This is a genomic window from Streptomyces blattellae (assembly GCF_009709555.1).
In the GTDB taxonomy this organism is placed as follows: Bacteria; Actinomycetota; Actinomycetes; order Streptomycetales; family Streptomycetaceae; genus Streptomyces; species Streptomyces blattellae.
In genome coordinates, this window is record NZ_WJBG01000174.1 from 20,091 (window position 1) to 45,869 (window position 25,779).

24 protein-coding genes and 1 pseudogene are annotated in these 25,779 nt (G+C 70.9%); 19 read left to right on the forward strand and 6 right to left on the reverse strand.

The annotated features are described in order from the left end of the window. Nucleotides 1-131: 131 nt before the first annotated feature. Complete coding sequence (locus tag GFH49_RS22485) at nt 132-1,976, reverse strand: glycoside hydrolase family 35 protein (RefSeq protein WP_230396427.1); 1,845 nt, start codon at nt 1,974-1,976, stop codon at nt 132-134. Between the two features lie 88 nt (nt 1,977-2,064). Between GFH49_RS22485 and GFH49_RS22490 the strand changes: the two genes are divergently transcribed. From GFH49_RS22490 to GFH49_RS22525, 8 genes are all read left to right on the forward strand, one after another. Then, nucleotides 2,065-3,078, forward strand: coding sequence for a LacI family DNA-binding transcriptional regulator (locus GFH49_RS22490; RefSeq protein ID WP_155057909.1), 1,014 nt, complete (start codon nt 2,065-2,067; stop codon nt 3,076-3,078). Between the two features lie 382 nt (nt 3,079-3,460). Then, a complete protein-coding gene (locus GFH49_RS22495; protein ID WP_155057910.1) occupies nt 3,461-4,783 on the forward strand; it encodes a carbohydrate ABC transporter substrate-binding protein in 1,323 nt (440 codons plus the stop codon). A 173-nt stretch (nt 4,784-4,956) separates the two neighbouring features. Continuing rightward, nucleotides 4,957-5,961 carry a carbohydrate ABC transporter permease gene (locus GFH49_RS22500; RefSeq protein ID WP_230396428.1) on the forward strand — a complete coding sequence of 335 codons (1,005 nt, stop codon included), beginning with the start codon at nt 4,957-4,959 and terminating at the stop codon, nt 5,959-5,961. Nucleotides 5,962-5,983: 22 nt separating this feature from the next. Then, nucleotides 5,984-6,901 carry a carbohydrate ABC transporter permease gene (locus GFH49_RS22505; protein WP_230396429.1) on the forward strand — a complete coding sequence of 306 codons (918 nt, stop codon included), beginning with the start codon at nt 5,984-5,986 and terminating at the stop codon, nt 6,899-6,901. Nucleotides 6,902-6,914: 13 nt separating this feature from the next. Then, nucleotides 6,915-7,175 (forward strand): DUF6903 family protein, encoded by a 261-nt coding sequence (locus tag GFH49_RS22510; RefSeq protein WP_155057911.1) that lies wholly within the window; start codon nt 6,915-6,917, stop codon nt 7,173-7,175. Then, nucleotides 7,172-8,608 carry an alpha-L-fucosidase gene (locus GFH49_RS22515; RefSeq protein WP_230396430.1) on the forward strand — a complete coding sequence of 479 codons (1,437 nt, stop codon included), beginning with the start codon at nt 7,172-7,174 and terminating at the stop codon, nt 8,606-8,608. The genes GFH49_RS22510 and GFH49_RS22515 overlap by 4 nt, the downstream gene beginning before the upstream one ends. Then, nucleotides 8,605-9,825 carry a hypothetical protein gene (locus GFH49_RS22520; protein WP_155057912.1) on the forward strand — a complete coding sequence of 407 codons (1,221 nt, stop codon included), beginning with the start codon at nt 8,605-8,607 and terminating at the stop codon, nt 9,823-9,825. The genes GFH49_RS22515 and GFH49_RS22520 overlap by 4 nt, the downstream gene beginning before the upstream one ends. After that, entirely contained in the window at nt 9,822-12,155 is a 2,334-nt protein-coding gene (locus tag GFH49_RS22525; RefSeq protein WP_155057913.1) for a discoidin domain-containing protein, read from the forward strand. The genes GFH49_RS22520 and GFH49_RS22525 overlap by 4 nt, the downstream gene beginning before the upstream one ends. Before the next feature lie 152 nt (nt 12,156-12,307). Here GFH49_RS22525 and GFH49_RS22530 read toward each other — a convergent pair whose 3' ends face one another. Then, the gene (locus tag GFH49_RS22530) at nt 12,308-13,180 is read right to left on the reverse strand and encodes an ATP-grasp domain-containing protein (RefSeq protein WP_155057914.1); all 873 of its coding nucleotides are present in this window, start codon (nt 13,178-13,180) and stop codon (nt 12,308-12,310) included. Between the two features lie 124 nt (nt 13,181-13,304). Here GFH49_RS22530 and GFH49_RS22535 point away from each other — a divergent pair, with 124 nt between their 5' ends. From GFH49_RS22535 to GFH49_RS22555, 6 genes and pseudogenes are all read left to right on the forward strand, one after another. Next, nucleotides 13,305-14,387 (forward strand): MerR family transcriptional regulator, encoded by a 1,083-nt coding sequence (locus GFH49_RS22535; protein ID WP_155057915.1) that lies wholly within the window; start codon nt 13,305-13,307, stop codon nt 14,385-14,387. A gap of 51 nt (nt 14,388-14,438) precedes the next feature. Further along, on the forward strand, nt 14,439-15,914 hold the full coding sequence (locus tag GFH49_RS22540) for an acyl-CoA synthetase (protein ID WP_155057916.1): 1,476 nt from the start codon (nt 14,439-14,441) through the stop codon (nt 15,912-15,914). Beyond that, on the forward strand, nt 15,907-16,062 hold the full coding sequence (locus GFH49_RS22545; RefSeq protein WP_408055938.1) for a hypothetical protein: 156 nt from the start codon (nt 15,907-15,909) through the stop codon (nt 16,060-16,062). The genes GFH49_RS22540 and GFH49_RS22545 overlap by 8 nt, the downstream gene beginning before the upstream one ends. Beyond that, nucleotides 16,038-16,193 (forward strand): annotated as a pseudogene (locus tag GFH49_RS41585) (carboxyl transferase domain-containing protein); the annotation flags it as partial. The gene GFH49_RS22545 and the pseudogene GFH49_RS41585, both read left to right, overlap by 25 nt. A gap of 8 nt (nt 16,194-16,201) precedes the next feature. Then, nucleotides 16,202-16,384 carry a hypothetical protein gene (locus GFH49_RS22550; protein WP_155057917.1) on the forward strand — a complete coding sequence of 61 codons (183 nt, stop codon included), beginning with the start codon at nt 16,202-16,204 and terminating at the stop codon, nt 16,382-16,384. Nucleotides 16,385-16,593: 209 nt separating this feature from the next. Next, complete coding sequence (locus tag GFH49_RS22555) at nt 16,594-17,643, forward strand: rod shape-determining protein (RefSeq protein WP_155057918.1); 1,050 nt, start codon at nt 16,594-16,596, stop codon at nt 17,641-17,643. Between the two features lie 143 nt (nt 17,644-17,786). On the opposite strand, the gene GFH49_RS22560 is transcribed toward GFH49_RS22555, so the two are convergent. The 3 genes from GFH49_RS22560 to GFH49_RS22570 are packed head-to-tail and all read right to left on the reverse strand — an operon-like array spanning nt 17,787 to nt 20,566. Then, entirely contained in the window at nt 17,787-19,016 is a 1,230-nt protein-coding gene (locus GFH49_RS22560; RefSeq protein WP_230396431.1) for an NAD(P)/FAD-dependent oxidoreductase, read from the reverse strand. Further along, nucleotides 19,013-19,336, reverse strand: a complete 324-nt coding sequence (locus GFH49_RS22565) for a 2Fe-2S iron-sulfur cluster-binding protein (protein ID WP_155057919.1) — start codon at nt 19,334-19,336, stop codon at nt 19,013-19,015. The genes GFH49_RS22560 and GFH49_RS22565 overlap by 4 nt, the downstream gene beginning before the upstream one ends. 30 nt (nt 19,337-19,366) lie before the next feature. Continuing rightward, nucleotides 19,367-20,566, reverse strand: a complete 1,200-nt coding sequence (locus GFH49_RS22570; RefSeq protein ID WP_230396432.1) for a cytochrome P450 — start codon at nt 20,564-20,566, stop codon at nt 19,367-19,369. Between the two features lie 328 nt (nt 20,567-20,894). On the opposite strand from GFH49_RS22570, the gene GFH49_RS22575 reads away from it, so the two are divergent. The 5 genes from GFH49_RS22575 (at nt 20,895) to GFH49_RS22595 (ending at nt 25,143) form a co-directional block, all read left to right on the forward strand. Continuing rightward, nucleotides 20,895-22,010, forward strand: a complete 1,116-nt coding sequence (locus tag GFH49_RS22575) for a CapA family protein (protein ID WP_155057948.1) — start codon at nt 20,895-20,897, stop codon at nt 22,008-22,010. Nucleotides 22,011-22,270: 260 nt separating this feature from the next. Further along, nucleotides 22,271-22,810, forward strand: a complete 540-nt coding sequence (locus GFH49_RS22580; protein ID WP_155057920.1) for a hypothetical protein — start codon at nt 22,271-22,273, stop codon at nt 22,808-22,810. A gap of 106 nt (nt 22,811-22,916) precedes the next feature. Further along, the gene (locus tag GFH49_RS22585; RefSeq protein WP_155057921.1) at nt 22,917-23,573 is read left to right on the forward strand and encodes a thioredoxin-like domain-containing protein; all 657 of its coding nucleotides are present in this window, start codon (nt 22,917-22,919) and stop codon (nt 23,571-23,573) included. Between the two features lie 74 nt (nt 23,574-23,647). After that, nucleotides 23,648-24,328 carry a hypothetical protein gene (locus GFH49_RS22590; protein ID WP_155057922.1) on the forward strand — a complete coding sequence of 227 codons (681 nt, stop codon included), beginning with the start codon at nt 23,648-23,650 and terminating at the stop codon, nt 24,326-24,328. 59 nt (nt 24,329-24,387) lie between these two features. Continuing rightward, nucleotides 24,388-25,143, forward strand: coding sequence for a DUF1775 domain-containing protein (locus GFH49_RS22595; RefSeq protein ID WP_155057949.1), 756 nt, complete (start codon nt 24,388-24,390; stop codon nt 25,141-25,143). 91 nt (nt 25,144-25,234) lie between these two features. On the opposite strand, the gene GFH49_RS22600 is transcribed toward GFH49_RS22595, so the two are convergent. Beyond that, a complete protein-coding gene (locus tag GFH49_RS22600; protein ID WP_408055939.1) occupies nt 25,235-25,744 on the reverse strand; it encodes a hypothetical protein in 510 nt (169 codons plus the stop codon). Nucleotides 25,745-25,779 lie beyond the last annotated feature (35 nt).

Here is a 25,779-nt window from a genome sequence, read left to right on the forward strand (position 1 = left end):
GGCGCTGCCGAACCGCGGCCGACTCCAACCGACCTGCTTGGCCGGCGCCGAACTCCTCGGCTCCGTCAGCCGAACTCCTCGGCTCCGTCAGCCGAACTCCTCGGCTCCGTCAGCCGAACTCCTCGGCTCCGTCAGCCGAACTCCTCGACATATTCCTCCGGCGGCCCCAGCTCAGGCCGGTCCCGCAACTCCAGGACCCCGCCGAGGCGTTCCAGCTCCAGTACCGTCACGGTGTTCTCGCCCGCGTGCAGCAGCGGTGCCGGGCAGTACAGCGTGGTCTGGGGGCCGATCTCCCAGTAGCGGCCCAGCAGGAAGCCGTTGACCCAGACGAAGCCGCGGCTGGATCCCGGCAGTGCGAGGAAGGTGTCCGCGGGCGTGTCGGCGTGGAACCGCGCGACGGCGAACCCGGCCCGCGTGGTCGCCGGGCCGGAGGCGACCGCGGCGGACAGCTCCGTGGCGGACCACTCCTGCAGCGCGACCGGTGTGCTGTCCCAGCCCTGCACGCTGCGCCGGTCGACGAGGACGGGGCCCAGGAGGCCCTTGTGGCGGCCGATGCCCGGCCCGTAGTTCACCCGGCCGAGATTCTCGACCAGGACCTCCAGTCGTACGAGGTCACCGGCGCCGTGGACGGGCAGTTCCGGGGTGTCGGGGGCGGCGACGCCGAGCAGGCTGCCGTCGGCGAGGACCAGGGCCCGGTCGCGTACGTCGGCGAGGGTCAGCCGGTGCTCGCCCGCCGGAATGCGCGGGTGGGCGGTGTGCAGGACCATGCCCGCGTCCAGGCCGAGTTGTTCGAAGGTGGCGGGGCGCGGTGCGGTCGAGGTCGGGGCCGGCACGGCACGGAGGCCGGCCATCAGGTCGGCGTGGTGGACCAGCGGGACGTGGGCCGGTGGCAGCTTCGGGGTCCGCTCGGGTGAGCGGAGGGGGCCGCGGGCGACGCCGAGCGCCTCGCGCATGGCGAAGAACTTGGGGGTGAGCGTGCCGTCCTCGGCGATCGGCGCGTCGGAGTCGTAGCTCGTCACGATGGGCTCGAACCGGCCCTCGTGGTCGTTGGCACCGGCCCAGAGGCCGAAGTTGGTGCCGCCGTGTGCCATGTAGATACTGACGCTGCCGCCGTCGGCGACGATGCCGCGCAGGGTGCGGACCGCGCTGTCCACCCCGCGGACGTGGTGCCGCTTGCCCCAGTGGTCGAACCAGCCGTTCCAGAACTCGGCGACCAGGAACGGTTCGTCGGGGCGCCGGGCGGCGAGCAGTCGCCGGGCGGCCTCGGGCTTGGAGCCGAGAGTGACGGCTGTCAGGGTCCCGGGCAGGGTGCCGCCGTCCAGCATCAGCTCGGTGGGCCCGTCGGCGGTGAACAGCAGCTCGCGGATGCCCCGATGGGTCAGGGCCTGGCGGTTCCAGCGCAGATAGGCGTGGTCGTCACCGAAGCTGCCGAACTCGTTCTCCACCTGCACCGCCACGACCGGCCCGCCCTCGGCGGCCTGGAGCGCGGCGACGCGCGGGACGAGTTCGTCGAACCAGTGGCCGACGGCGGAGGTGAACGCCGGGTCCGAGCTGCGGACCGCGAGGTCCCGGCCGGTGAGCCAGCTCGGCAGACCGCCGTTGGACCACTCCGCGCAGATGTACGGGCCGGGCCGGACGACGACGTCGAGGCCCTCCTCGCCCACCGTGCGGATGAACCGCTCGATGTCGCGCCAGCCGTCGAAGGAGGGCGCCTCGTGCTCCCTGGGCTGGTGGAAGTTCCAGGCCACGTAGGTGTCGACGGTGTTGAGTCCGAGGTCGGCGAGCCGGCGGATCCGGTCCCGCCAGAGGTCGGGGTGGACGCGGAAGTAGTGCAGCGACCCCGACAGGATGCGGTGCGGGACGCCGTGCCGGTACAGGCGGCCCCCGTGCCAGGTGAGCGCACTGGTGGCGGCGCCGGCGGCCGTGTCGGTCGTGGTGTGGGCCGGGGCGAGGTGTGTCGTGGACGGCTCAGTCACCGTGCGAGCATATGTTACCGATGCCATGCGTAACAAGTTGGGTAGGATCTGAAGGACGACGTCGCGGGCTGCCGCGGAGAGGAGCGCCATGACCCAGAGCACCGCGAGGCCGAGGCAGCCGAGCATGGCCGACGTGGCCCGGACCGCCGGGGTGTCGGCGCAGACCGTCTCACGTGCGCTCCGCGGCTCGCCGAACGTCAACTCCGAGACCAGGCGGCGCGTGCTCGCCGCCGTGGAGCAGCTCGGCTACCGGTTCAACAGCGCCGCCCGGGCGCTGTCCTCCGGCCGCAGCCACACCATCGGGCTCGTGCTGCTGGCGTCCGGCGGGTACTACTCGCGCTCGGCGGTGACCGCCGGCGTCGAGGCGGCGGCCGGCGAGGCCGGGTACGCGGTGAACATCGCGACCATCTCCGCGCTCGACACCGGCCTGATGGAGCGGGCCCTGTCCAAACTCGCCGACCAGGGCGTCGACGGGTTCGTCATCGCCGTGCCGCTCATCTCCGTGACGCGGAAGATGGAGGAGATCACCCACGACATCCCGACCGTCACCCTCGACGGCTCGCGGACGGCGGACGCCCGGGTGCTCGGGATCGACCAGCAGGAGGCGGGCCGCGTCGCCACCCAGCACCTGCTCGACCTGGGGCATCGCCAGGTCTGGCACATCTCGGGGCCGGACGAGTGGATCGAGGCGCGGCAGCGGCGGCAGGGCTGGCAGGAGTGCCTGGCCGCGGCCGGGATCGAGGCGCCGCCGGTCCTCGAAGGGGACTGGTCGCCCGACTCGGGATACCAGCAGGGGCAGATCATCGCGATGATCCCGGAGGTGACCGCGGCCTTCGTGGCCAGCGACGAGATGGCCTTCGGGGTGATCCGCGCGCTGCGCGAGCGCGGCCGGTCGGTGCCCGAGGACGTGTCCATCGTCAGCGTCGACGACATCGCCCTTGCGGCCTACTGCTCTCCGCCGCTGACGACCGTACGGCAGGACTTCTACCGGTACGGCGCGGCGGCCGTCGACCTGCTGCTGCGGGGCGACGACGCGGGCGTCGACCTCGCGGCCGCGTCGCTGTCCGTGCGCGCCTCCACGGCGCCGCCGCGCTCGCGCTGAGGTTGGGTGGAGGGGGGCGGGGTCGCAGGTTCTGTGGCGGAGCCCCACCTGTTCTGTGGTGGCGGTTCGATGTCACATGTGACATGTGACATGTGACATGTGACATGTGACATATCACTGGTGCCAACATCCCCAGAACCCGGCCGCTCCCCACCCCCCAAGAAATGCCCCCTGTGGACCCCTTGCGCCTTCATGCGGTTCGGTGCCACCGTATGGGCCACATGTTATCGGTGCCACCGTAACAACACCGGATCGCCATGCGCGCCGGATCTCGGGCGCGGTGGCGCGGTGTCACGGCGGTGTGGCCCCCGACGGGGGCCGGCCCCTGACCTGCTCTACCGCTCTCAGTCAGGTGGGCAACTGTCCACGGGAAGGACCCCAGATGAGGAGATCGCTCGTCCTCACGGGCGCCGCGGTCACGGTGCTCGGACTGCTCGCCGGCTGTTCGTCCGGCGACAGCAGCTCGGACTCCGGCAAGACGACCCTCAAGGTCGCCGCCCTTGAAGGCGGCTACGGCCGCGCCATGTACACGGAGGTCATCAAGGACTACGAGGCCTCGCACCCCGACATCGACGTGCAGCTGCAGATCTCGAAGAGCATCGAGGACGAGATCACCCCGAGCATGCAGGCGGGGAACTACCCGGACGTCGTGGTGCTCGGCCAGGGCCGCAAGGCCGGTCTCACCGAGACCCTCATCAAGGACGAGGCCCTGGAGGACCTCACCCCGGTGCTGGACGAGAAGGTCCCCGGCGAGGACACGACCGTGGGAGAGAAGCTCACCAAGGGCATCGTCGGCAACCTCAACACCAATCCGTACGGCAATGACCAGACGTACCTGATGCCGATGTACTACGCCCCGACCGGCCTCTTCTACAACCAGGGCCTGTTCGAGGAGAACGGCTGGGAGGTCCCGACCACCTGGGACGAGATGTTCGCGCTCGGTGACGAGGCCGAGAAGCAGGGCATTCCGCTGTTCACCTACCCGACCGCCGGCTACCTCGACTCGTACTTCTACGCGCTCCTCGCGGACATCGGCGGAGAGCAGTTCTACACCGACGTCATGACGTACCAGCAGGACGTGTGGGAGACGCCGAACGCCCGGCGGGCTCTCGACCTCACCACCCGGCTGCTCAGCTACGCCGCACCGGAGACCGTCGGATACGCGAACGAGCAGGACTTCACCAAGAACCAGCAGCTGATCCTCGACAACGAGGCGCTGTTCATGCCGAACGGCACCTGGATCGTCGGCGAGATGGCGGACGCTCCCCGCGCGGACGGCTTCCAGTGGGGCCTGACGCCGCTGCCGGCGGTCGAGACGGGCGGCAGCCGCTACATCACGACCTCGGTCGAGTCGGTGTGGATCCCCAAGGCCGCCGAACACAAGGACCCGGCCAAGGACTTCATCGCCTACCTCTACTCCGACAAGGCGGCGGACATCTTCGCCAAGTCCAACGCGATCCAGCCGATCGAGGGCATCGCGGACAGCCTGACCGGGGAGAACGCCGAGTTCTACCAGGTGTACGAGGACCCGTCGGTCTCCGCGCTCGTCGGCGGATTCGCGAGCACCGCGCCCGTCGCGGGCGTCGACATCAAGGCCACGCTCTTCGACACCGCCAACAGCATCATCAGCGGCGACACCACCGAGGACGAGTGGCAGAAGTCGCTGAACGAGGCCAGCGAGAAGCTGCGCCAGGCGGGCGACTAGACCGCCCGGCGGCGGCCCGGATCGGCCCGGGCCGCCGCCGGCGCTTCCCCTGCGGCTGTCCCCTGCGGCTGTCCCCTACGGCTGTCCTCTACGGCTGTCCCCCTTACGGCTGTCCCTTACGGCTGCCCCCCACGACCGACTCGATTCCGCCGATCGACCCAAGGACCGGCACGGTGACGACCCTCTCCACCCCACCCCCAGGCTCGACGAACCGCACCTCCGACACGGCCGCCAAGGAGCCGTCCACCCGGCGTTCCCGGCGCGGCGCCCGGTCGGCCTCGGCCCGCCTCGGCCGCCGGCGCGGCAACACCGGCTTTGTGCTCGCGTGCCTGCTGCCCGCGCTGGTGCTCTTCGCGGTGTTCATGGTCTACCCGACCATGAACGTGTTCCGGACGTCCCTCTACACCTGGGGCGGTTTCTCCCCCGACAAGGACTTCGTGGGGCTCGACAACTTCCGCCAGCTCCTCGACGACGACCAGTTCGTACGCGCCTTCCAGAACACGGTCGCCCTCATGGTGGTGGTGACCGTCGTGACGATGGGCATGGGCCTGTTCCTCGCCGCGATCATGACCCGGCAACGGCTGCGCGGACGCAACCTGTACCGGTTCGTCCTCTACATCCCCAACGTGCTCTCGGTGGTCGTCATCGCGGCGATCTTCTCCGCCGTGTACGACCAGGACAACGGTCTGCTCAACGGCACGCTCCGGCTGCTGTCCCTCGACGGCCTGCAACAGGTCTGGCTCGGCAACCAGGACATCGTGCTCTACTCCGTCGCCATCGCGATGGTCTGGCAGTCGCTGGGCTACTACATGGTCCTCTACATGGCGGGCATGGCGAGCATCCCGGAGGAGCTCTACGAGGCGAGCGCACTCGACGGGGCGTCCGCCACCCGGCAGTTCTTCTCCATCACGCTGCCCCTCATCTGGCAGAGCCTGCGCACCACGCTGACGTTCTTCGTCATGAGCGCCGTGAACCTGAGCTTCGTCCTCGTCCGCGCGATGACCGGCGGCGGGCCGGACGGCTCCTCCGATGTCCTGCTGAACTACATGTACAGGCAGGCGTACACGAATTCGTCGTACGGCTACGGCATGGCCATCGGTGTCGTCATCTTCGCGTTCTCGTTCCTCGTGTCGCTCCTGGTGAACCGGGCGACCAAGCGCGAACCCCTGCAGTTCTGAGAGCTCTTCGAGGACAGACACCATGACCACGATCAACTCGTCGTCGCGCCCCCGCCTCCGCCCCCGCACGGGCCCCCGCACCAGCCTCCGCACCGGCCGGACGCTCACCTACGCCCTCGTCATCGCTCTCGCGCTCGCCATCGCCGTGCCGGTCGCCTGGGTACTGATCGCCTCGCTCAAACAGCGCAGCGAGTTCTTCGGCAGCCCCTGGACACTGCCGGAGAGCCTGCACTTCCAGAACTACGTCGACGCGTTCACCGACGCCCACATGGGCCAGTACTTCCTGACCTCGGTGCTCGTCACGCTGCTCGGACTGGTGCTCGTCCTGGCGGTCTCCGTGCCGGCCGCCTATGTCATCGCCCGGTACGAGTTCCGCGGCCGGCGCGTCGTGGAGGTCGCGCTCATGGCCGGCCTCTTCGTCAACGTCAACTACATCGTCGTACCGATCTTCCTCATGCTCGTCGACTGGGACCGCGCGCTCATCGACGTCTTCCCCGGCGGCTTCTTCATCGACAACCCCGCGGTCCTGTCCCTGGTCTACGCGGCCACGTCGATCCCGTTCACCATCTACCTGCTCACCGCGTACTTCCGGACCATCCCGGTCGAGTACGAGGAGGCCGCCGCCCTGGACGGGGCCTCCCGGTTCCGGATCATGACCCAGGTCATGCTCCCGATGGCCCGCCCCGCGGTCACCACCGTCATCCTGTTCGACTTCCTGGCCTACTGGAACGACTTCATCATCTCGCTCACCCTGCTCCCCGGCGACAACAAGACGCTGCAGGTCGGCCTGCTCAACCTGTTCACCGCGCAGAAGGCGGCGGCGGACTACGGGCGCCTGTACGCCGGCATGGTCATCGTCATCGTTCCCGTCCTCCTCCTCTACGCGGTCATCCAGCGCCGGCTCATCGAGGGCATGGCATCGGGCGGAGTGAAGGGCTGACGGAAGGAATCCCATGAACCCCAAGAATCCCGCGAACTCCACAAAGTCCATGAACCCCACGAATCCCGTGAACCCCACGAATCCCGTGAACCCCATCAAGGACTCGACGCGCACCGCGCTGCTCGTCACCGCCCGTACGCTCGCCGCGGCGGCCTGCCTCACCATCGTCGTCGTGGCGCGCACGACGGTCGGGTGGCGGGACCTCGGGATCATGCTGGGCGCGCTGGCCGGGCTGCTGGCCCTGCTCGCCTCGTATAACCGGCGGTTCAGGTGACCGGGGGCACCGCCGCGGCGGCGGCCGGGCGGGAACTGGCCGCGGTCCGGCCGAGCGAGCGCCAACTCGCCTGGCAGGCCATGGAGTTCTACGGATTCATCCACTTCGGCATGAACACCATGACGGACCGCGAGTGGGGCGAGGGACACGACGACCCGGCCGCCTTCGACCCGGCCGGACTCGACGCCGACCAGTGGGTCACGGCCCTCAAGAGCGCCGGGATGACCGGTGTGATCCTCACCTGCAAGCACCACGACGGGTTCTGTCTGTGGCCGAGCGACGTCACCTCCTACTCGGTCGCCTCGTCGCCGTGGCGGGGCGGCCGGGGCGACGTGGTCGCGGAGGTCGCCGACGCGGCCCGGCGGCACGGCCTGCGGTTCGGGATCTACCTGTCCCCGTGGGACCGCCACGACGCGTCCTACGGCTCCGGGACCGCGTACGACGACTTCTACGTCGCCCAGCTCACCGAACTGCTCACCCGGTACGGGCCGGTGTTCTCGGTGTGGCTGGACGGCGCGAACGGCGAGGGCCCCAACGGCAAGGTCCAGGTGTACGACTGGGAGCGGTACTACGCGGTGGTCCGCGAGTTGCAGCCGGACGCGGTCATCAGCGTGTGCGGACCGGACGTCCGCTGGTGCGGCAACGAGGCCGGACAGACCCGCCCCGACGAGTGGAGCGTCGTCCCGCGCGCCCTGCAGGACGCCGAGCGCACCGCCGACCGCTCGCAGCAGGCGGACGACGGCACGTTTGCCCGGCTGGTCCGCAGCGACGACCGCGACCTCGGCAGCCGCACCGCGCTGGCCGGGCACGAGGACGACCTGGTCTGGTACCCGGCCGAGGTCAACACCTCGATCCGTCCCGGCTGGTTCCACCATCCAGCCGAGGACGCCCAAGTCCGCTCGGTGGACGAGCTGTTCACCATCCATCTGCGCGCCGTCGGCGGCAACTCCTGCTTTCTGCTCAACGTCCCGCCGGCCCGGGACGGCCGGATACGGGACACCGACGTCGCGGTCCTCGATCAACTCGGGCGGCGCATCGAGGACTTCCGGGCGCGGCGGATCGAGGCGACGGCGACGGTCTCCTCCGGCACCCCGGGCGACATCGCGACGGCGTGGCCCGGTGCGGGGCGTACGCCGTGGCGGCCGGACGGCACGGACCCGCGGCCCGGCGTGACCCTCGCGTTCGGGCGGCTGAGCCGGGTCGAGGCGGTCGTCGTGGGCGAGGACATCACCCAGGGTCAGCGCATCGAGCAGATCGTCGTCCGGGGCCGCCGGGACGGCCGCTGGACGACGCTCGCCGACGCGCACGCGGTGGGCCACCAGCGCATCCTGACGTTCGCGCCGGCCGAGGTCGACGCCGTACTGGCCGAGGTGGTCCAGACGCGGGACACACCCGTCGTGGCACGCGTGGCAGCGATCGGAGCCGCCTCATGAAGGGCACCCTGCCCAGACAGGGCACATCACGCAAGCCGGTCACATCACGTCATCCCAGCTCCTCGCGCAAGCCGAGCAACTCCCGTAATCCCGGGGCCTCACGCAAGCCTCGCGCCGCGCGGCGACCGAGCACCTCCCCCACGCCCGGCACCAGCGCCTCCCGCAGGCCGTCGCGCCGGACCGTCCTCCTCCTCGTCGGCGTGTGCCTCGCCCTCGCCGCCCTGGTGGTCACCGGGGTGACGCTGCTGGGCGGCCAGCGCGCCGAGGACGAGATCGCCTCCGTCGACGGACACCCCGTGACCCGCGACGAACTGCTCTTCCACATGCAGCGGCTGGCCCCGACCGTGCAGAACGAGCTGCGCAACGACTACGGCCTGAGCGGCACGATCGACTGGAACGCGAACGCGGGCGGGAAGACCGCGCTGCAGCGCCTGGAGGACCGGGCGCTCGACGAGATCGAGCGGGACAAGACCACGCTCATCCTGGCGCAGGAGCAAGGGCTGGTGGACTCCGTGGACCACGCGGCCTTCCTGGCCGAGCTGGAGCAGGAGAACGAGTCCCGGGCGCGGGACATCGCGGCCGGCAGGACGGTGTACGGCGTCACGAACTTCTCCGCCGGCGAGTACTACACACACCGGCTCACGGATCTCACCACCACCCTCAAGAAGCGGCTCGGCGCGGACGCCGGCGACCCGCTCCACGTCACCGACGCCGAAGTGCGGGGGGAGTTCGACTCCGACCGGGACTCCTGGAGCGCCAACGCGACGACGTACAGGTACACGCGGCTGGTGGTGCCGGTGCCGGAAGGCGCCGCCGCGGAGTACCCCGAGCGCCTCCAGCAGCGGGTGTCGTCCGCCGGGCGCCTCGCGGACGTCGCCGACGGGGAGCCGGGCGCCCAGCTCACGACCGGCACGTACGAAGGCGGTGGCGCCACCTCGCTGAACGCCCACGACCAGGAACTCGTCTCGATCCTCGGCGACCTCCGGCCGGGCCGGATCTCCGCCCCCGTCGAGGGCACCGGCCAGATCACCTACTACGAACTCGACAGCAAGGACGTCGACGAGGACAAGGCGTTCACCGACTACGCCGAGCGGATCCGGCAGTCGCTCGTCGACGAGAAGTTCGACCAGTACCTCCAGCGCCGTATCGACGAGAGCGACCTCGACATCGACACCTCGGCGCTGGACGCCATCACCGCAGAGGATGTACAGAAATGAGACCTTTCGACCCCGGCTCACCACCCCCCGGACGAACGCTGTACGCGGGCTTCATCGCCCTGCTCACCGCGCTGCTCGTCGGCTCGCTCGTGCCCGCCGCGTCCGCCGCCGCAGCCCCGGACCGCCCGTCCACGCCCGCTCCGGCAGCAGCCGCCCAGGCCTGGCCGGGTGACTCCCCGAACACCACCGGCGGCACGGACTACTTCATCGACGCCACGCTCGGCTCCGACACGGCGAACGGTACGTCACCGGCGACCGCCTGGCGCACTCTGGCCAAGGCGAACGCGACGACGTTCCGGGCCGGTGACCGCATCCTGCTCAAGGCCGGTGAGCAGTGGCAGAACCAGCAGCTGTGGCCCAAGGGCTCGGGCAGCGCGGGCCGGCCGATCACCATCTCGGCGTACGGCGACCCGAACGCCGGCCGCCCGTACATCGCGACGAACGGCAATGTGCCGAGCCCGTTCCGGGCCGACGGCACCAAGAACCCGGACACGGTCGGCCTGACCGGCGCGATCGTCCTGCGCAACCAGCAGTACTGGGACATCAACAACGTCGAGCTGTCCAACGACGACAACTTCGCGACCAACATCACCTCGGGTTCGTACGTCCGTGACGGAATCAGCGTGTCGATCAACGCCGACCTCCTCGGGAGCGGCGCGGACAGCGTCATGGACTACTTCCGCGTCACGAACGTGTTCGTCCACAACCTCGACGGCCCGAGCAGCTGGCAGCGGATCCACTACGGCGGCGTCAACTTCCAGGTATTCGGCAGCCGGAGCTACAAGGACTACGGCACCGGCGGGTACTACTTCAAGGACGTCCGGATCGAGAACAACACCTTCGAGAACGTCGAACTGCACGCCGTCCAGTTCGCGTTCAACTGGTTCGCGGCCGACGGCACGGACGCCGGCCAGTACGACGAGAACGGAAAATGGCACGAGGGCTGGGAACAGCTGTGGGTGCGCACCCGCGACCTCTACAGCCGTGACGTCTACATCGGCCACAACTACGCCGAGAGCGTCGGACAGGGCGCCATCCAGCTCGCCGACACCAAGAACATGACGGTCGAGTACAACGAGGTCAACGGCTATCTGGAGCGCTACGACGCGGTGTCCTGCGCGCTCTATCTCTGGGCCGGGGCCGACTCCGTCATGCAGTTCAACGAGGTCTACGGCGGGCCGAACAACGAGTTCGACGGCACCCCGTGGGACCTGGAATACACCAACTTCAACGTCACGTACCAGTTCAACTACTCGCACGACAACGCGGCCGGCTGGATGGCCTACATGGGCAACAGCTCCAATTCGGTGGCCCGCTACAACCTGAGCGTCAACGACAACGGCGTACTCGTGAAGAACATGCTGTCGACGAACTACTCGCCGTCGTACTTCACGAACAACACCTTCGTCTACGACGGCGCGGATCTCGACTACGTCCACGACGAGACATTCCTCAGCCGCGTCTACTTCCTGAACAACATCTTCTACAACACCTCTCAGACGGCTACGACGCCGTGGTACCGCCGGACCGGCGCACTACGGCAGGCGGTGTTCTCCAACAACGACTACTACGAGGCGAGCGGCACCCATTCCACCCAGGAGCCGGGCGACCCGAACGGCCTGCGGACCGACCCCCGCTTCGTCGGTGACCCGGCCGACTACGTCACGGGCGTGGGTGTGGACCAGATCCGCACCGCCGCGGCCCACTTCGCCCTCCGCGACGACTCACCCCTGATCGACGCCGGCCGCTACAACCCGCACCTCGGCACCGAGGACTTCCTCGGCACCCACATCTACTACGGGGACGCACCCGACATCGGCATGGCCGAGAGCCGTATCGGCCCCCAGGTCCCCAACCCCGTCGACGACGATCCCATCGAGGAAGAGGTCGACAACCGCGTCAACCTCGCCCTCGGCAGACCCGTCACCGCGAGCTCCACCCACTCCGGAGCGAACGGCACCCTCACCGCCGACAAACTCACCGACGGCAACCTCACCACCCGCTGGGCCGCCGCCGACAACGCGACCTACCCGGTCACCCTCGACATCGACTTCGGCACGGACACCACCTTCGACGAGGTCTACCTGGACGAGTACACCGACTCGGGCACCAACCCGCGGGTGCAGTCCTTCCAGCTTCAGCGGTGGGACGCCGCGACCAGCCGCTGGGTGACCTTCGCCAGCCGCGACACGGGCATCGGGCACGACCTCACCGTGACCGGCTTCGGCGACGTCACCACCTCCCGGCTCCGGGTGTCACTCACCCAGAAGATCGCGACGGAGACGTACACCCCGACCATGACCGAGATCAGCGTCTACAACACCCCCTAGCACTGTCCGAAGCATGCAACGACCACCGGCGGGTGGATGCCACGGCATCCACCCGCCCCTCTTTGGACGCCCGTCCTCTTTGGACGCCCGTCCTCTTTGGACGCCCGTCCTCTTTGGACGCCCGCCCCTCTCTGGACGCCACGCGCGAGGGCTCACTCGCGGGCCGCGGCCATGATCGCCTCGACCACGCGGGGCAGCGACGTGGGATGCAGGAACAGGAACAGATTCGGCTCGACCAACTCGGCTTCCATCACGCGCGGTTCGCCATCGGGACCGTCCACCAGGTCCACGCGCGCGTACAGCAGTCCGGCCCCGTCGGGCACGGCGGCCAACGCCCGCTCAGCGACGGAGAGTTCGGCCGGGGTCGGGGTCCAGGGCTCAAGGCCGGGATGGGCCACCTTGGCTGCGTCGTACGCCGTGCCGGGGGTCAGAACCGCCCGCTTGCGACTGGCGTGCAGCAGCCGTCCGCCGAAGAACTGCAACGCCCGCTCACCGCTGACGTCGATACCGCGCAGGTACGGCTGCACCATCGCGGTCAGCCCTTCCCCGTGCATCCGCGCAAGATGCCGTACGGCGATGTCGTGGTCGTCGGGCGTGTAGCGGGCGGCGTACCGGGAGCCGGCGCCGGTGGCGGGCTTGACGACGAACTCGTGGTCGTCGGGAAGGCCGGCCGGCTCCCCGGGGGCTATGTAGCGGGTGGAGACGACCGGCACCCCGGCCGCCGCGAGATCCCCGAGGTAGCGTTTGTCGGCGTTCCACCGCACGACCTCGGCCGGATTCGCCAGCCGGGTGAGCGCCGCGCACTTCCGCGTCCACGCCAGGAATTCGTCCACCCGCCGGCTGTAGTCCCAGGTCGACCGGATGACGACCAGGTCGTACGCCGCCCAGTCGGCGTCCGGATGGTCCCAGTGCACGGCGTCCGCCCCGGCGCCGGCCTCCCGCAGTGCCCGCACCAGCCCGGGAAGGTCGCTGTCCTTGCCGGGCTCCGGTCCGGGGTCGTAGGTGACGAGGGCGACTCGGGGCACGGCAGGACTCCGTTCTCGTACGGCTGCCCGCAGGGTAACCGGCGGTCCCGCAACCGCGACAACCCATTTGACCTTCACCTTCGGTGAAGCCCCAGCATCGGTGGCGGAACCGGAGGAGTCACGGATGGACCTGCTGACGATCGGCGCCTTCGCGAAGGCGTCCCGGCTGACACCCAAGGCACTGCGGCTGTACGACGAACTGGATCTGCTGCGGCCCGCCCGCGTCGACCCCGACACCGGCTACCGGTACTACGCGCCCGGTCAGCTGGAGCAGGCGCGGCTGGTGGCGTGGCTGCGGCGGCTGGGGATGCCGCTGGCCCGGATCCGTGCGGTGTGCGGCCTTGCGCCCGCTGCCGCCGCCCGGGAGATCCGTGCCTACTGGGCCGGCGTCGAGGCCGAGACGTCGGCCCGGCGTGACCTCGCCGCGTTCCTCGTCGATCAGCTGTCCGCCGTATCGGGCACATCAGGAGAGGACACCACCATGCTGGAACTGCGTTACTCCGCCCACTCGGACCCCGGCCGTGTACGCCCCGCCAACCAGGACACCGCGTACGCGGGGGCGCGGCTGCTCGCCGTCGCCGACGGATACGGACCGGCGGGGGCACCCGCGAGCAGCGCCGCCGTGCGGGCGCTGAGGTTCCTGGACACGGAGGAGGTGCCGGCGGGCAACGTCCTCAATGTGCTGGAGGACGCCGTGCGGGGCGCGACCGAGGCGGTCCTGGACGTCGCAACCGACGGGGCGGAGGCCGGGACCACACTGACCGCCGTGCTGTGGACGGGCTCCCAGCTGGCCCTCGTCCACATCGGCGACAGCCGCGCGTATCTGCTGCGGGACGGCGGCCTGTTCCGGATCACCCACGACCACACCGTGGTCCAGTCGATGATCGACGAGGGGCGTCTGACGCCGGAGGAGGCCGGGTCCCATCCACAGCGGGCGCTGCTGCTGAAGGCCCTGGGGAGCGGGAGCGGCACCCCGGCGCCCGTCCCGGACCTGCGCCTGCACGAGAGCCGCCCCGGTGACCGGTACCTCCTGTGCTCGGACGGCCTGTACGGGGTCGTCCCCGAGGACCGTGTCCGGCAGTTCCTCGTCTCCGTGCCGGACCCGGACACCGCGGTACGGGCCCTGATCGACGCCGCGAACGACGCGGGCGGCCCCGACAATGTCAGCTGTGTGGTGGCTGATGTCGTCCGGACCGCCGCGGGGTGACCATGGCAGGGTGACGACAGGTTCGAGTCTTCGAGTCAAGGAGTACGACGCGTGTCCTCTCTCTTTCCCGCCCTGACCGAGGGCCCGGCCGACCGGCCCGCGCTGCGGTTCGGCGACCGTTGCCTGACCTACGGGCAGCTCGCCGCCGCGGCGGGCGCGACGGCCGGACGACTCCGGGGTGCCGGCCGGGTGGCCGTGTGGGCGACGCCGACGCTGGAGACGGCCGTCGCCGTGGTGGCGGCGCTGGAGGCCGGGGTGGCCGTCGTGCCGCTGAACCCGAAGTCGGGCGGGAAGGAGCTGGGGCACATCGTGGCCGACAGCGCCCCGTCGGCCGTACTGACCGCACCCGGCACCGAACTCCCCTCCCCCGTCGGCGACTTGCCGCGTATCGACGTCGACCCGCAAGCGACCGTCGCCTCCACCCAGGAAGCTCCGGGCGCCCCGGACGCTCCGGAAGCCGCCGTATCCCCCGAAGATCCCGCCCTCGTCGTCTACACCTCCGGCACCACCGGCCCGCCCAAGGGCGCCGTCCTCCCGCGCCGCGCCGTCGCCGCCACCCTCGACGCGCTCGCCGACGCCTGGCAGTGGACCGGTGACGACATCCTCGTCCACGGGCTGCCCCTGTTCCATGTGCACGGTCTCGTGCTGGGCGTCCTCGGCCCGCTGCGGCGTGGTGGCTCCGTGCGTCACCTGGGCCGGTTCAGCACGGAGGGCGTGGCGGGTGCGCTGACCGACGGCGCGACCATGCTGTTCGGCGTTCCGACTATGTACCACCGCATCGCCCAGACGCTCCCCGAGGACCCGGAGTTGGCGAAGGCGCTCACCCGTGCCCGGCTGCTGGTCTCCGGGTCGGCCGCACTGCCCGTGCACGACCACGAGCGGATCACGGCGGCGACCGGGCGCCGGGTGATCGAGCGGTACGGCATGACGGAGACGCTGATGAACACCAGCGTGCGGGCCGACGGGGAGCCGCGGGCGGGAACGGTGGGCGTACCGTTGCCCGGCGTCGGCCTGCGGCTCGTCGAGGAGGACGGGGCGCCCATCACGTCGTACGACGGCGAGACCGTGGGGGAGATCCAGGTGCGCGGGCCGAACCTGTTCACCGAATACCTGGGCCGGCCGGACGCGACGGCCGCCGCGTTCACCGCCGACGGCTGGTTCCGCACCGGTGACATGGCGGTGCGTGATCCCGACGGCTATGTCCGGATCGTCGGCCGCAGGGCCACCGACCTGATCAAGAGCGGGGGTTACAAGATCGGGGCGGGTGAGATCGAGAACGCGCTCCTCGAACACCCGGGGGTCCGGGAGGCCGCCGTGACCGGGGAGCCCGACGCCGACCTCGGCGAGCGGATCGTCGCCTGGATCGTCCCCGCGGATCCCCAATCCCCGCCCACGGCCGACGAGTTGGCCGATCACGTGGCCCGCCGTCTCGCCCCGCACAAGCGGCCCCGCGTCGTCCACCACCTCGACGCCCTCCCCCGCAACGACATGGGGAAGATCCTGAAGCGGGCGCTGACCCGTGGCTGACCGCCTGACCGCCCGCGAGACGATCGCCCTCGTCGCCGACGACTTCTCCGAACTCCCGCCCCCGCCGGGGCACTCCGCACCGGACGGCCCGCTCGCCTGGCAGGGGTACGACGCCTCGCGCGCCCGGAGCTGGCAACGGCGATCCTGAAGCGCCCGCCGCAGGACGCGGAGGCGACCGCGGACCAACTCCGCATCCGCCCGCAGGACTTGGCGGCGCTGGGCGTGGTCCGAGCGGTGGATGTCTCGCACGGTGAAGGCCCTGCACGCGGCGCGGTCTGAGGTCACGGGTGCCGGACGGCGAGCTGGTCGGGTCCACCGCCGCGGAACTGTCCGCCGCCCGTGCCATCGGACTGCCCTTCATCGGTCTCGGCCCGGACGAGACGACACGGCGACGGCTGCGGGCCGCGTACGACGGCGTACAGCTCGTCACGAGTCTGAGTCCGCTGCTCACCGCCGCCCGAAAGCGATGAGCCGTCAGCTCCCGAACGCCAGCCGCCGCGCCGTGGAAATCCGAAGATCACCCGTCCAGTCGCACCCCACCCGGCCCCCCACAACAGGCACCCCCCGTCCCGGCCCCCGCACGATGCCAGGGAGAGGCCCGCCGCCCGGCGGCCCGCGAAACGAGGCCGGCCCGTGCATCCGGCGGCCGCCACGCTCTGCACACTCGGGAGGATCTGCCGTGACCGACAGTCTGAACCAGTTGCGCCGTTGCCATTTCGCCGTCGACCTGGGGGCCGCGCGGACCCGGGTCTATCTGAAGGGGGCCGGGCTCGTCGTCGACCAACCGTCGGCGGCGGCCGTGAACACCAGGACCGGTGCGCTGATCGCGGTCGGGGAGTCCGCGGAGCGGATGACGGGCCGTACGCCGCCGTACATCCGGGTCGTCAGGCCCGTATCGGGTGGCAGCGTCGTCGACATCGAGATGGCGCAGCGCATGCTGCGGCATCTGCTCGGCGACAAGGTCCGCCGCTCGCTGCGCCGCAAGCCGTTCCTGCGGGCCGCCGCCTGCACACCGCACGACGCGGACCCGCTGGCCCAGCGGGCGACGATCGAGACGCTCGTCGGGCTGGGTGCGCGCCGGGTCGAGCTCGTCGACACGCTGATCGCCGCCGCCGTCGGCTGCGGGCTGCCCGTCGAGCAGCCGGAGGCCACGATGGTGCTGGTGTGCGGGGCCGCCGCCACGCAGATCGCCGTGCTGTCGCTGGGCGCGATCGTGACCGCCGAGCGCATCTCCGTGGGCGGTGAGGCCGTCGACCGCGCGATCGTGCAGCACCTGCGGCACCAGCACGAACTGATGCTGCCGAGCCAGTCCGTACGGCCCCTGCAGCTCGCCCTCTCCGGCAACGGGCTCACGCCCCACGGGCCCACCTCCACCGAGATCCACGGCCGGGACGTCGCCACCGGTCTCGCGCGTTCCGTGCAGGTCGACACCGCCGCCGTACGCGACGTGATCCAGACTCCGCTGACGGCCGTCCTCGACGGCATCGGCAAGGTGCTCCGGGACTGCCCGCCCGACCTGGTGGCCGACCTGTCCGACCGGGGGGTCGTGATGGTCGGCGGGAGCGCCCTGATTCCCGGGCTCGACCAGATGGTGCGGCAGGCGACCGGTATGCCGGTGCACATCGCGGAACGGCCCGACGTGTGTGCCGTACAGGGTCTCGGCTGCATGCTGGAGGGCGAGGTCGAGCCGATCACGCTCGACACGAGCACGACCACGAGCACGCCCTGACGACCGTGCCCGGTCCAGGTACGACGGTGACCGGGCAGGGCGTCCCTCCGGTCCAGGTACGACGGTGACCGGAAAGGCACCCCCTCCGTTGCTCGTCCAGGAAGCCGACGGCCGGCTGACCGCGGGCCCGGCGTGGCGCGCGATCACCCCGGCGCGCGACCCACCGTTCTCAGATCCACGCTCGGATCGGCGACCTGGTCCAGGGTGGGATGCGCGCGGTTGGCGAGCAGCCGTCGTCCCGTGCGGTGGCCGGCCGCGTCGTTGACCGAGTCGACACAGACGAGTCGGTCGCGTCGGAACCGGAACACGGAGAACCGCCCGGCTTCCGGATCACCGCGAACGACTTCGTGATCACTGCCCTCGGCCACGCCCACGGCCTGGAACCGCAGCCCGCCCTGGTTGCTCCAGAACCACGGCACCGCGAGGTAGGGGGCATCCGCCCGGACCGTCCCGGCGAGCCGGGCCGCGACGTGCTTGCCCTGGTCGACGGCGTTCTGCACCGACTCCAGGCGGACCAGACCGTGGCCCAGCGGAAACCGGGCGCAGTCCCCGATCGCCGAGATCCGCGGGTCCGTGGTGCGCAGGCCGGCGTCGACCACGACACCGTCCTGGCAGTGCAGGCCGGCCTCGGCGGCCAGCCCGTCGTTCGGCGATGATCCGACGCCGACCAGGACGAGATCGGCGGGCAGGACCTCGCCCGTGCTGGTGACCACGCCCGTCACCCGCTCCTCCGTACCGAGCAGCTGCCGAACACCCGTACCGAGACGCAGGTCGACACCGCGGGAGAGGTGGTACGAGGCGACCGCCCGGCTGACTTCCGCGGCGGCGCCGCGTGCGAGCACGCGGTCCACCAGTTCGAGCACGACCGGCCGCAATCCGAGGGCGACCGCCGCGGACGCCACCTCCAAGCCGATGAACCCCGCCCCGACGATCACCACGTCACGTGCCCCGGCGAGCCGGGACCGCAGGTCCCGGCAGTGCTCGCTGGTCAGCAGTGAGCACACACCGGCCAGGCCGGACCCCGGGCAGGGCAGCGGGCGGGGCCGTCCGCCGGTGGCGAGGACGAGGGCGTCGTAGGGCAGGGGCGCTCCGCCGTCGAGGTGGACCGCTCGCGCCTCGCGATCGATTGCCGCCACCCGCGTCCCCAGCAGCAGGTCGACGCCGTTGTCGTCGTACCAGCCGGCCGCGCGCAGGCGCACGGAGTCCATGGAGGCCTTGCCCAGGAGTACGTCCTTGGACAGCGGTGGCCGCTCGTAAGGCGGTTCGTCCTCTGCGCTGACGAGGGTGACGTGCGCCGTGCTCCCGGCCGCGCGCAGTGCTTGTGCGGTGGCGACGCCGCCGTGCCCGGCGCCCACCACGACGACCCGTGTCACGCGTCCTCTTCCGGGACGTGCACGGTGATCCCGTCGAGTGTGTCGTCCACGGTGAGCTGGCAGGACAGTCGGCTGGTCTCCCGGACCTCGGCCTCGGTGACCTCCAGCATCTCCTCTTCGTCGTCAGCGCGGGGCGGGAAGCGGCCGGCGTCGGCCGGATCGACGTAGACGTGGCAGGTCGCGCACATCAGCGATCCTCCGCATTCCGCGGTGATGCCGGGTACGTCGTTGAGGACGGCGTTCTTCATGACGCTGGTGCCGGCGGCGGCGTCGACCTCACGCCGAGTGCCGTCGGGCAGCACATAGACGATCCTGGGCAATGCGAACCTCGTGGTCGTGATCGGCTGGGGTCACGCGTCCCAGCGCACCGGCATGGCGAGCGGCCCGCGGAAAACGAAGCCGCCCCAGGGCACTTCCCGCTCCGGGTCCAGCCGGAGATTCGGCAGCCGGTCGAACAGCGCGGGCAGGGCGATCGTGCCGATGGAGGCACGTGCCGCCCAGGCGCCGATGCAGAAGTGCGGTCCACCGCCCCCGAACGCCACATGGCTGGGACCCTTGCGGTGGATGTCGAAGACGTCCGGGTCGGCATAGACGCGCTCGTCCCGGTTGGCCGAGGCGACGACCCCTGTGATCTTGTCACCGGGCTGCAGCCGGACTCCGCCCAGTTCCACCGGACGGGCCACCTGGCGGATGAACATGCCGATCGGGGACACCCAGCGGCAGGCTTCCTCGAAGGTCTTCTTCCACAGGGACGGCTCGGCTCGTACCGCCGCCAGCTGATCCGGGTTGGTCAGCAAGCCGTACGCGGCCGTCAGCAGGACGTCGCGCGGTTCGTTCAGCCCGCCCCCGATGGTGATCATGATGTTGCTGTACAACTGCTGCGGTGTCATCGGCTCCGGGGAGTTGATGATGGACGAGATCATCGAGGGATCGGGATTGCCGCGTACCCGGTCGGCCGCGGCGTCGGTGGCCGCGATCACCCCGTCCCGGGCGGCGAATCCGCGCTCCCAGATGCCGGCGTCGTCCAGCATGTAGCCGCCGCCCGCGTCGATGATCCCCTTGCACCAGTCGATGAGCTGCTGTGCGGACACCCCCTCGAACCCGAGGAATGACGCGAGGTTCATGGCGGCCAGGGGGGTGGCGAAGTCGGCGAACAGGTCCGCCTCACCCCGGCCGGCGAGGTCGTCGAGCAGTGCGGCGGCATTGGCCCGGAAGACCGGCTCCCAGTGCTCGCGGAGCGCCCGGGGTTTGAGGGGGGCATCCATCATCCGACGCAGACGAAGGTGATCCTCCTCGCCGTCGAAGGACATCAGGGTCTCGCCGATGATCTTGTGCTCGGGGCCTGGCGTGTCCTCCCGTGCGGAGAACGTCTCCCAGTCCCGGCTGACCGTCACCACGTCCTCGTACCGGGTCACCAGGAGCCGGCCCATCGCGGGCACGTACGCCACGGGCGTGTCCCGGCGGAGCTGGGCGTAGAGCGGGTAGGGGTCGGCGAACAACACCATGGGATCGAGGTCGACGGTCGGTGTGGCTGTGGGCGATGCGGTCATCATTGCGCCTCTCGCTACGTTCCACTTCTCGACCTGAAACGTACAACCGGTCAGCGCGATGCACAATGCTTATTGTTCGTATGCAAACATTTTTTTGAGTTCCAGTCGGCTGGTTCAAGGAGAGCGCGAGGTTGCGTTCGCTGCGGCGACGGGCAACGAACGGTAATGCTCGGCCGTCGGCCACCACCCTCAGCGCCAGGCAACCCGTGCGCATGGTAACTAGTTCGAGCCGGGCAACGGCAGGGCCGCTCCAGATGACCATGGACCATCCGCCCAGCCATGGAGCGGGCTCTCCGATGTTGCTTAGGGTGGCTGTATGGGTGGCTGTATGGGTGGCGGCGCGGTGACGCTGTTCCTGTGCGGCGACGTGATGCTCGGACGGGGCGTCGACCAGATCCTCCCGCACCCCGGCGATCCGGCCCTGCGGGAGCCATGGGTCGCGGACGCCCGCTCCTACGTCGATCTCGCCGAGGCGGCGAACGGTCCCGTCCCCGCCCCCGTCCCGCCGTCCTGGCCGTGGGGCGAGGCGCTGCGCGTGCTGGACGAGGCCGCGCCGGACGCGCGGATCCTGAACCTGGAGACGTCCGTCACCCGCAGCGACGCGTTCGCGCCCGACAAGGAGGTCCACTACCGGATGCACCCGGCCAACCTGCCCGCCCTGACCGTGGCCCGCCCCGACGTGTGCGTCCTCGCCAACAACCACGTCCTCGACTTCGGCCGCCGGGGCCTCGACGAGACCCTCGGCGCACTCGCGGGCGCGGGCCTGCGGACGGCGGGAGCGGGACGGGACGCCGCGGAGGCGTACGCGCCGGCGATCGTCCCGCTCGGACAGGGCCACCGGGTCCTGGTGTTCGCCCTCGGGGCGTGGTCCAGCGGCGTCCCGCCCGCCTGGGCCGCGACCTCGGACCGGTCCGGTGTCGCCTACGTGCCCGAACTCTCCGCCGCCGAGGCCGCCGCAGCGGTCGTACGCATACGACAGACCAGACGCGCGGGCGACCTCGTCGTCGTCTCCGTGCACTGGGGTTCCAACTGGGGCTACCGCGTCCCCCAAGACCAGACCGCCTTCGCGCACGCCCTGGTCGACGGCGGCGCCGATGTCGTCCACGGCCACTCCTCGCACCATCCCCGCCCACTGGAGGTGTACCGCGACCGCCTCATCCTGCACGGCTGCGGCGACTTCATCGACGACTACGAGGGCGTCTCCGGCCACGAGCAGTACCGCGACGACCTGCGCCTCGCCCACCTCGTCTCCCTGGACGCGGGCACGGGGCGACTGACCGGGCTGCGCCTGGCGCCGTTGCGGGCACGGCGGATGCGGCTGGAGCCCGCACCGCCCGGCGACCGCGCATGGCTCGCCGAGACGCTGGGCCGAATCAGCGGCGGCCTCCCCATCACCGTGCGACACGACGGCACACTTCGACTGGCACCCGCCGGCTCGGGGTGAGCACCAGCCGTCGGCTCCGGCAGGCGAGGCGTGAGGGTGCCCGTCGTCGAGTCCGAGGACCATCCCGCCCTGGGGCAGGAGGCCGTGGCCGACGGTCGGGGTGGCGTGCGTGCCGTCGCGTCCGATGAGTCCGCCGGGACCGGGCGGGGCGGCCCACTGCTCAGGGACGAAAGCCGCAGGGACGAAACCCGCAGGGTCGAATGCGTCACCTTGGGCACCGGCCCCTCCTCGCCCACAGGCACCGCCTAGTATCAACCGCGATGAGGAGCCGGGCGCAGGAGGCGGCACGCGGCGCGCGGTGGGCCGCGTGGGGCGCGGGGGTCTGTCATGCCCTCGCCGTGCTGATCTCCGCGCTGGTGCTGTGCCTGGGGCTCGTGACGCACGGTCAGGGCGAGTCGGCCGACGCGGCAATGACGGCCATGTCCACCGCCGCGGTCCCGACCGGCACCCCGGCCGGTACGCCGGACGGCACGGCGGACGGCACGGCGGACGGCACGGCGGACGGCACGCCGGTCGGCACGGCGGTCGGCACGGCGGTCGGCACGGCGGCCGACACCTCGGTCGAACACCACGCGACGCCCGCCGCGCACCCGGCCGGCTGCCCCTACGACGGCATGTGCTGCCACCGGGCCGTCGACGCCGTACGAGCCGTGCTCGCCGCTCCCGCCCACCCCCTCCCGGCGGTCCTGCCCCGCTCGCCGGACATGCTGCGGCAGCCGGACATCGCCGGGCGCACCGCCGAGCCCACGCCCACCTGTCGCGCTCCCGACCTCCACGTCCTCCAGGTGCAGCGGACGTAGCCGCACACCCCTGGGCCCGGCACGCACGCGCGTGTACGGCCCAGCGGTGTACGTCCGTCCACCCCTGCACCCACCGCCGTTCGGCGGGGACGAGGAACACACAGCCATGAGCAAGACCAGCAAGAAGGCCGCCGCCGAGGCACGGCGGGCCCGAATAGAGGAGATGCGCCGCGCCGAGATCGCCCGCGAGCGCCGCAACCGGATCATCACCGTCACGGTCAGCACGGTCATCGTCGCCGGGCTGATCGGCTGGGGCGGATACGCCCTGTACGAAGCCAACGAGCAGGAAGAGCAGCAGGCCGCCGCGGCGAGCAAGCCCGTGCGCGGCGAGCAGACCTGGGAGAAGGAGGAACTCACGCAGAACCACGTCGAGGGCACCGTCGACTACCCGATGAACCCGCCCGTCGGCGGCGACCACAACCAGGCCTGGATGACCTGCGACGGCACCGTCTACACCGAGCCCGTCCCGAACGAGAACGCCGTGCACTCCCTGGAGCACGGCGCGGTCTGGGTGACGTACACCGAAGACACCACCGACGCCGACATCAAGACGCTCAGCGACAAGGTCTCGCGGACCCCCTACTCCCTGATGAGCCCGAACGACGACCAGGCCGGGCCCATCATGCTGTCGGCCTGGGGCGTCCAGCTGAGCGTGGACAAGGCGTCCGACCCGAGGGTGGAGCAGTTCTTCACCAAGTACGTCCAGGGTTCGCAGACCCCCGAGCCGGGCGCCGCCTGCACCGGGGGCCTGACCGGGGCATGAGGGGCGAGTGAACAGCCCCAGCGCGTCCGACGTATAGGACGAGGATGCCGACCGGTGGGGAATGATGAGCGACCGTGCCGTGTGACCACGTGACCGGGCGTGCGGGGACGGGCCGGGCCAGCCGCACGGGGACGTGCGCCCGGGCCGGCCTGTTCGCCGTGCTCGGCACGGTGCTCGCGGCCTTCGGCCACCACGCGGTCGCCGAAGGCACGGTGCCCTGGCGGCTGGTGGGCGCGCTGATCGTGGCCCAGTTCGTGGCGGTCTGGCCGCTGGCCCGCCGCCGCTACGCCCCGGCCGCGACCGTCGTATGCACACTGGCCGTGCAGGGCCTGCTGCATCTCGCACTGTCCGCCGCGGACGGCGACACGTCGGCGGCGCCACCGGGACACGCGATGCACGCCGAACACGCCACGGGCGGCGACGGTCACGCCTGGCATGACGCCGGGGCGGCGATGACGATCGCGCACGCGGCCGGCGCACTCGTGGTGGCCTGGCTGCTGCACCGGGCGGACGCACGGGTGACGGCCGCGCTCGACGCGCTCGCCACGCTGGCCCGAGCGGCCGGTGCCGCCCTGGTGCAGGTGCTGCCCCGGCCGTTCGGCGCCGGTGGCCGACGCGTGTTCGAGCTGCCCGGCCGGCGGCCCGGCATCTCCTACGACATGGCGGCACAGGCGTGGGAGGACGTACTGGAGCACGCGGTGGTGCGCAGGGGACCGCCGCGACGGGAGCACCTCGGCTACGTCACCGGCCCCTGAGCTTGCGGGGGCCTGTTCTTCCCGTAACAGCAAGGAGCTCACCTGTGTCCATTGTGTCCATGTCCCCATACCCGCTGGCCCGGGCCGGCCGCCGGATCGCACTCGCCGGTGCCGCCGCGCTGACGGCGACGATCGCCCTGGCCGCACCGGCCGCCGCACACGCGGAGGTCGAGGCCGACAAGGCCCAGGCCCTGGCCGAGAACGTCACGCTCACCTTCGTGTCCGAAGCCGAGTCCGACTCGGCGGGCTTCACCGAACTGCGCGTCGTACTGCCCGCGGGCATCGCGCCCGGCGACGTGACGCTCGCCGAGGCGCCCGAGGACTGGAAGCTGAAGGCCACCAGCGACGGATACACCGTCTCCGGTCCCGCCCTGAAGACCGGTGTCGACGCCGAACACAAGATCAAGGTCCGGCAGTTGCCCGACGCGAAGCAGATCGCCTTCAAGACGGTCGAGACCTACAGCGACGGCGAGGTCTCGCGCTGGATCGAACTGCCCACGGACGGCGGGGAGCTGGAACAGCCCGCGCCGCTACTGGAGTTGAAGGCGGCGGCCCCGGGCGCCGAGCCGATCGCCCCCAGCCCCTCCGCCGAACCGAGCGAGACCACGACACCCACCCCCACCCCCACCCCGACCTCGTCGGCCACGGACTCGGACGCCGACGCCGCGGCCTCCGAAACCGACACCGAGGCGGCCGGGGACGACGGGGACAGTTCGGCGGGCCTCGTCATCGGCGGGGTGGTCGTGGCGCTGCTCGTCCTGGGCGGCGGCGCGTGGTGGCTGGTGAAGCGGCGCGGCACGTCGGCTGAGAGCTGACCTCGCACGCCAAGCCGGTCGGCCCGAGCACTGCCGGGCCGACCGGCGTCAAAGCCACACCCCACGGGGCCTACAGAGCCCACGAAGCTGCCTAGGAACCGGCAGTCGGCCCCGTACCCCGCAGTTCCCGAACGGTCCCGCCGATCTTGTCCCGGAACCCCTCCAGCATCTCCGGCCTCGCACTGACGATCCAGCGCTCGCCGACCAGGTACTTGCCGCCGTAGACCGCGGCGGAGTCGAGCCACACCTCGGTGAACCTCTCCTCGGGGAAGGTGGTGATGAGGTAGTCGACCTCCTTCGTGTGGCACACGCCCTGGCGCAGTTCCTCCGCCTCGATGCGGATCTTGGGCTTGCACCCGGTCAGCGAGGCGATCACCTCGACCCTCGCCGGCGCCTCGACACCGGCTGCCGGAGCGGCGGACATCTCCGACGGATCCACCACCGCCGCCGCGTCACTCTCACCGCCGCCGCACGCCGTGACCAGGGGAAGAACGGCCAGGCTCACGGCCAGCGCGGCGCCGCGCACCCATCGGTCGGCGGGCAGGCGGCGCCCACCGCGTCCTCGCACGGGCTGCTGTGACTGCTCGGGAAGGTGTGGCACACGGCCTCTCCGTATCCGGTCCGTATCCGGGCTGT

Bases quoted from the DNA above. Each gene is read 5' to 3' on its own strand.
- GFH49_RS22570 (WP_230396432.1), bottom strand. From the start codon at position 20,566: ATGACCGCATCGCCCACAGCCACACCGACCGTCGACCTCGATCCCATG.
- GFH49_RS22510 (WP_155057911.1), top strand. From the start codon at position 6,915: ATGAACCCCAAGAATCCCGCGAACTCCACAAAGTCCATGAACCCCACG.
- GFH49_RS22525 (WP_155057913.1), top strand. From the start codon at position 9,822: ATGAGACCTTTCGACCCCGGCTCACCACCCCCCGGACGAACGCTGTAC.
- GFH49_RS22575 (WP_155057948.1), top strand. From the start codon at position 20,895: ATGGGTGGCGGCGCGGTGACGCTGTTCCTGTGCGGCGACGTGATGCTC.
- GFH49_RS22585 (WP_155057921.1), top strand. From the start codon at position 22,917: ATGAGCAAGACCAGCAAGAAGGCCGCCGCCGAGGCACGGCGGGCCCGA.
- GFH49_RS22490 (WP_155057909.1), top strand. From the start codon at position 2,065: ATGACCCAGAGCACCGCGAGGCCGAGGCAGCCGAGCATGGCCGACGTG.
- GFH49_RS22595 (WP_155057949.1), top strand. From the start codon at position 24,388: ATGTCCCCATACCCGCTGGCCCGGGCCGGCCGCCGGATCGCACTCGCC.
- GFH49_RS22495 (WP_155057910.1), top strand. From the start codon at position 3,461: ATGAGGAGATCGCTCGTCCTCACGGGCGCCGCGGTCACGGTGCTCGGA.
- GFH49_RS22520 (WP_155057912.1), top strand. From the start codon at position 8,605: ATGAAGGGCACCCTGCCCAGACAGGGCACATCACGCAAGCCGGTCACA.
- GFH49_RS22505 (WP_230396429.1), top strand. From the start codon at position 5,984: ATGACCACGATCAACTCGTCGTCGCGCCCCCGCCTCCGCCCCCGCACG.
- GFH49_RS22535 (WP_155057915.1), top strand. From the start codon at position 13,305: ATGGACCTGCTGACGATCGGCGCCTTCGCGAAGGCGTCCCGGCTGACA.
- GFH49_RS22580 (WP_155057920.1), top strand. From the start codon at position 22,271: ATGAGGAGCCGGGCGCAGGAGGCGGCACGCGGCGCGCGGTGGGCCGCG.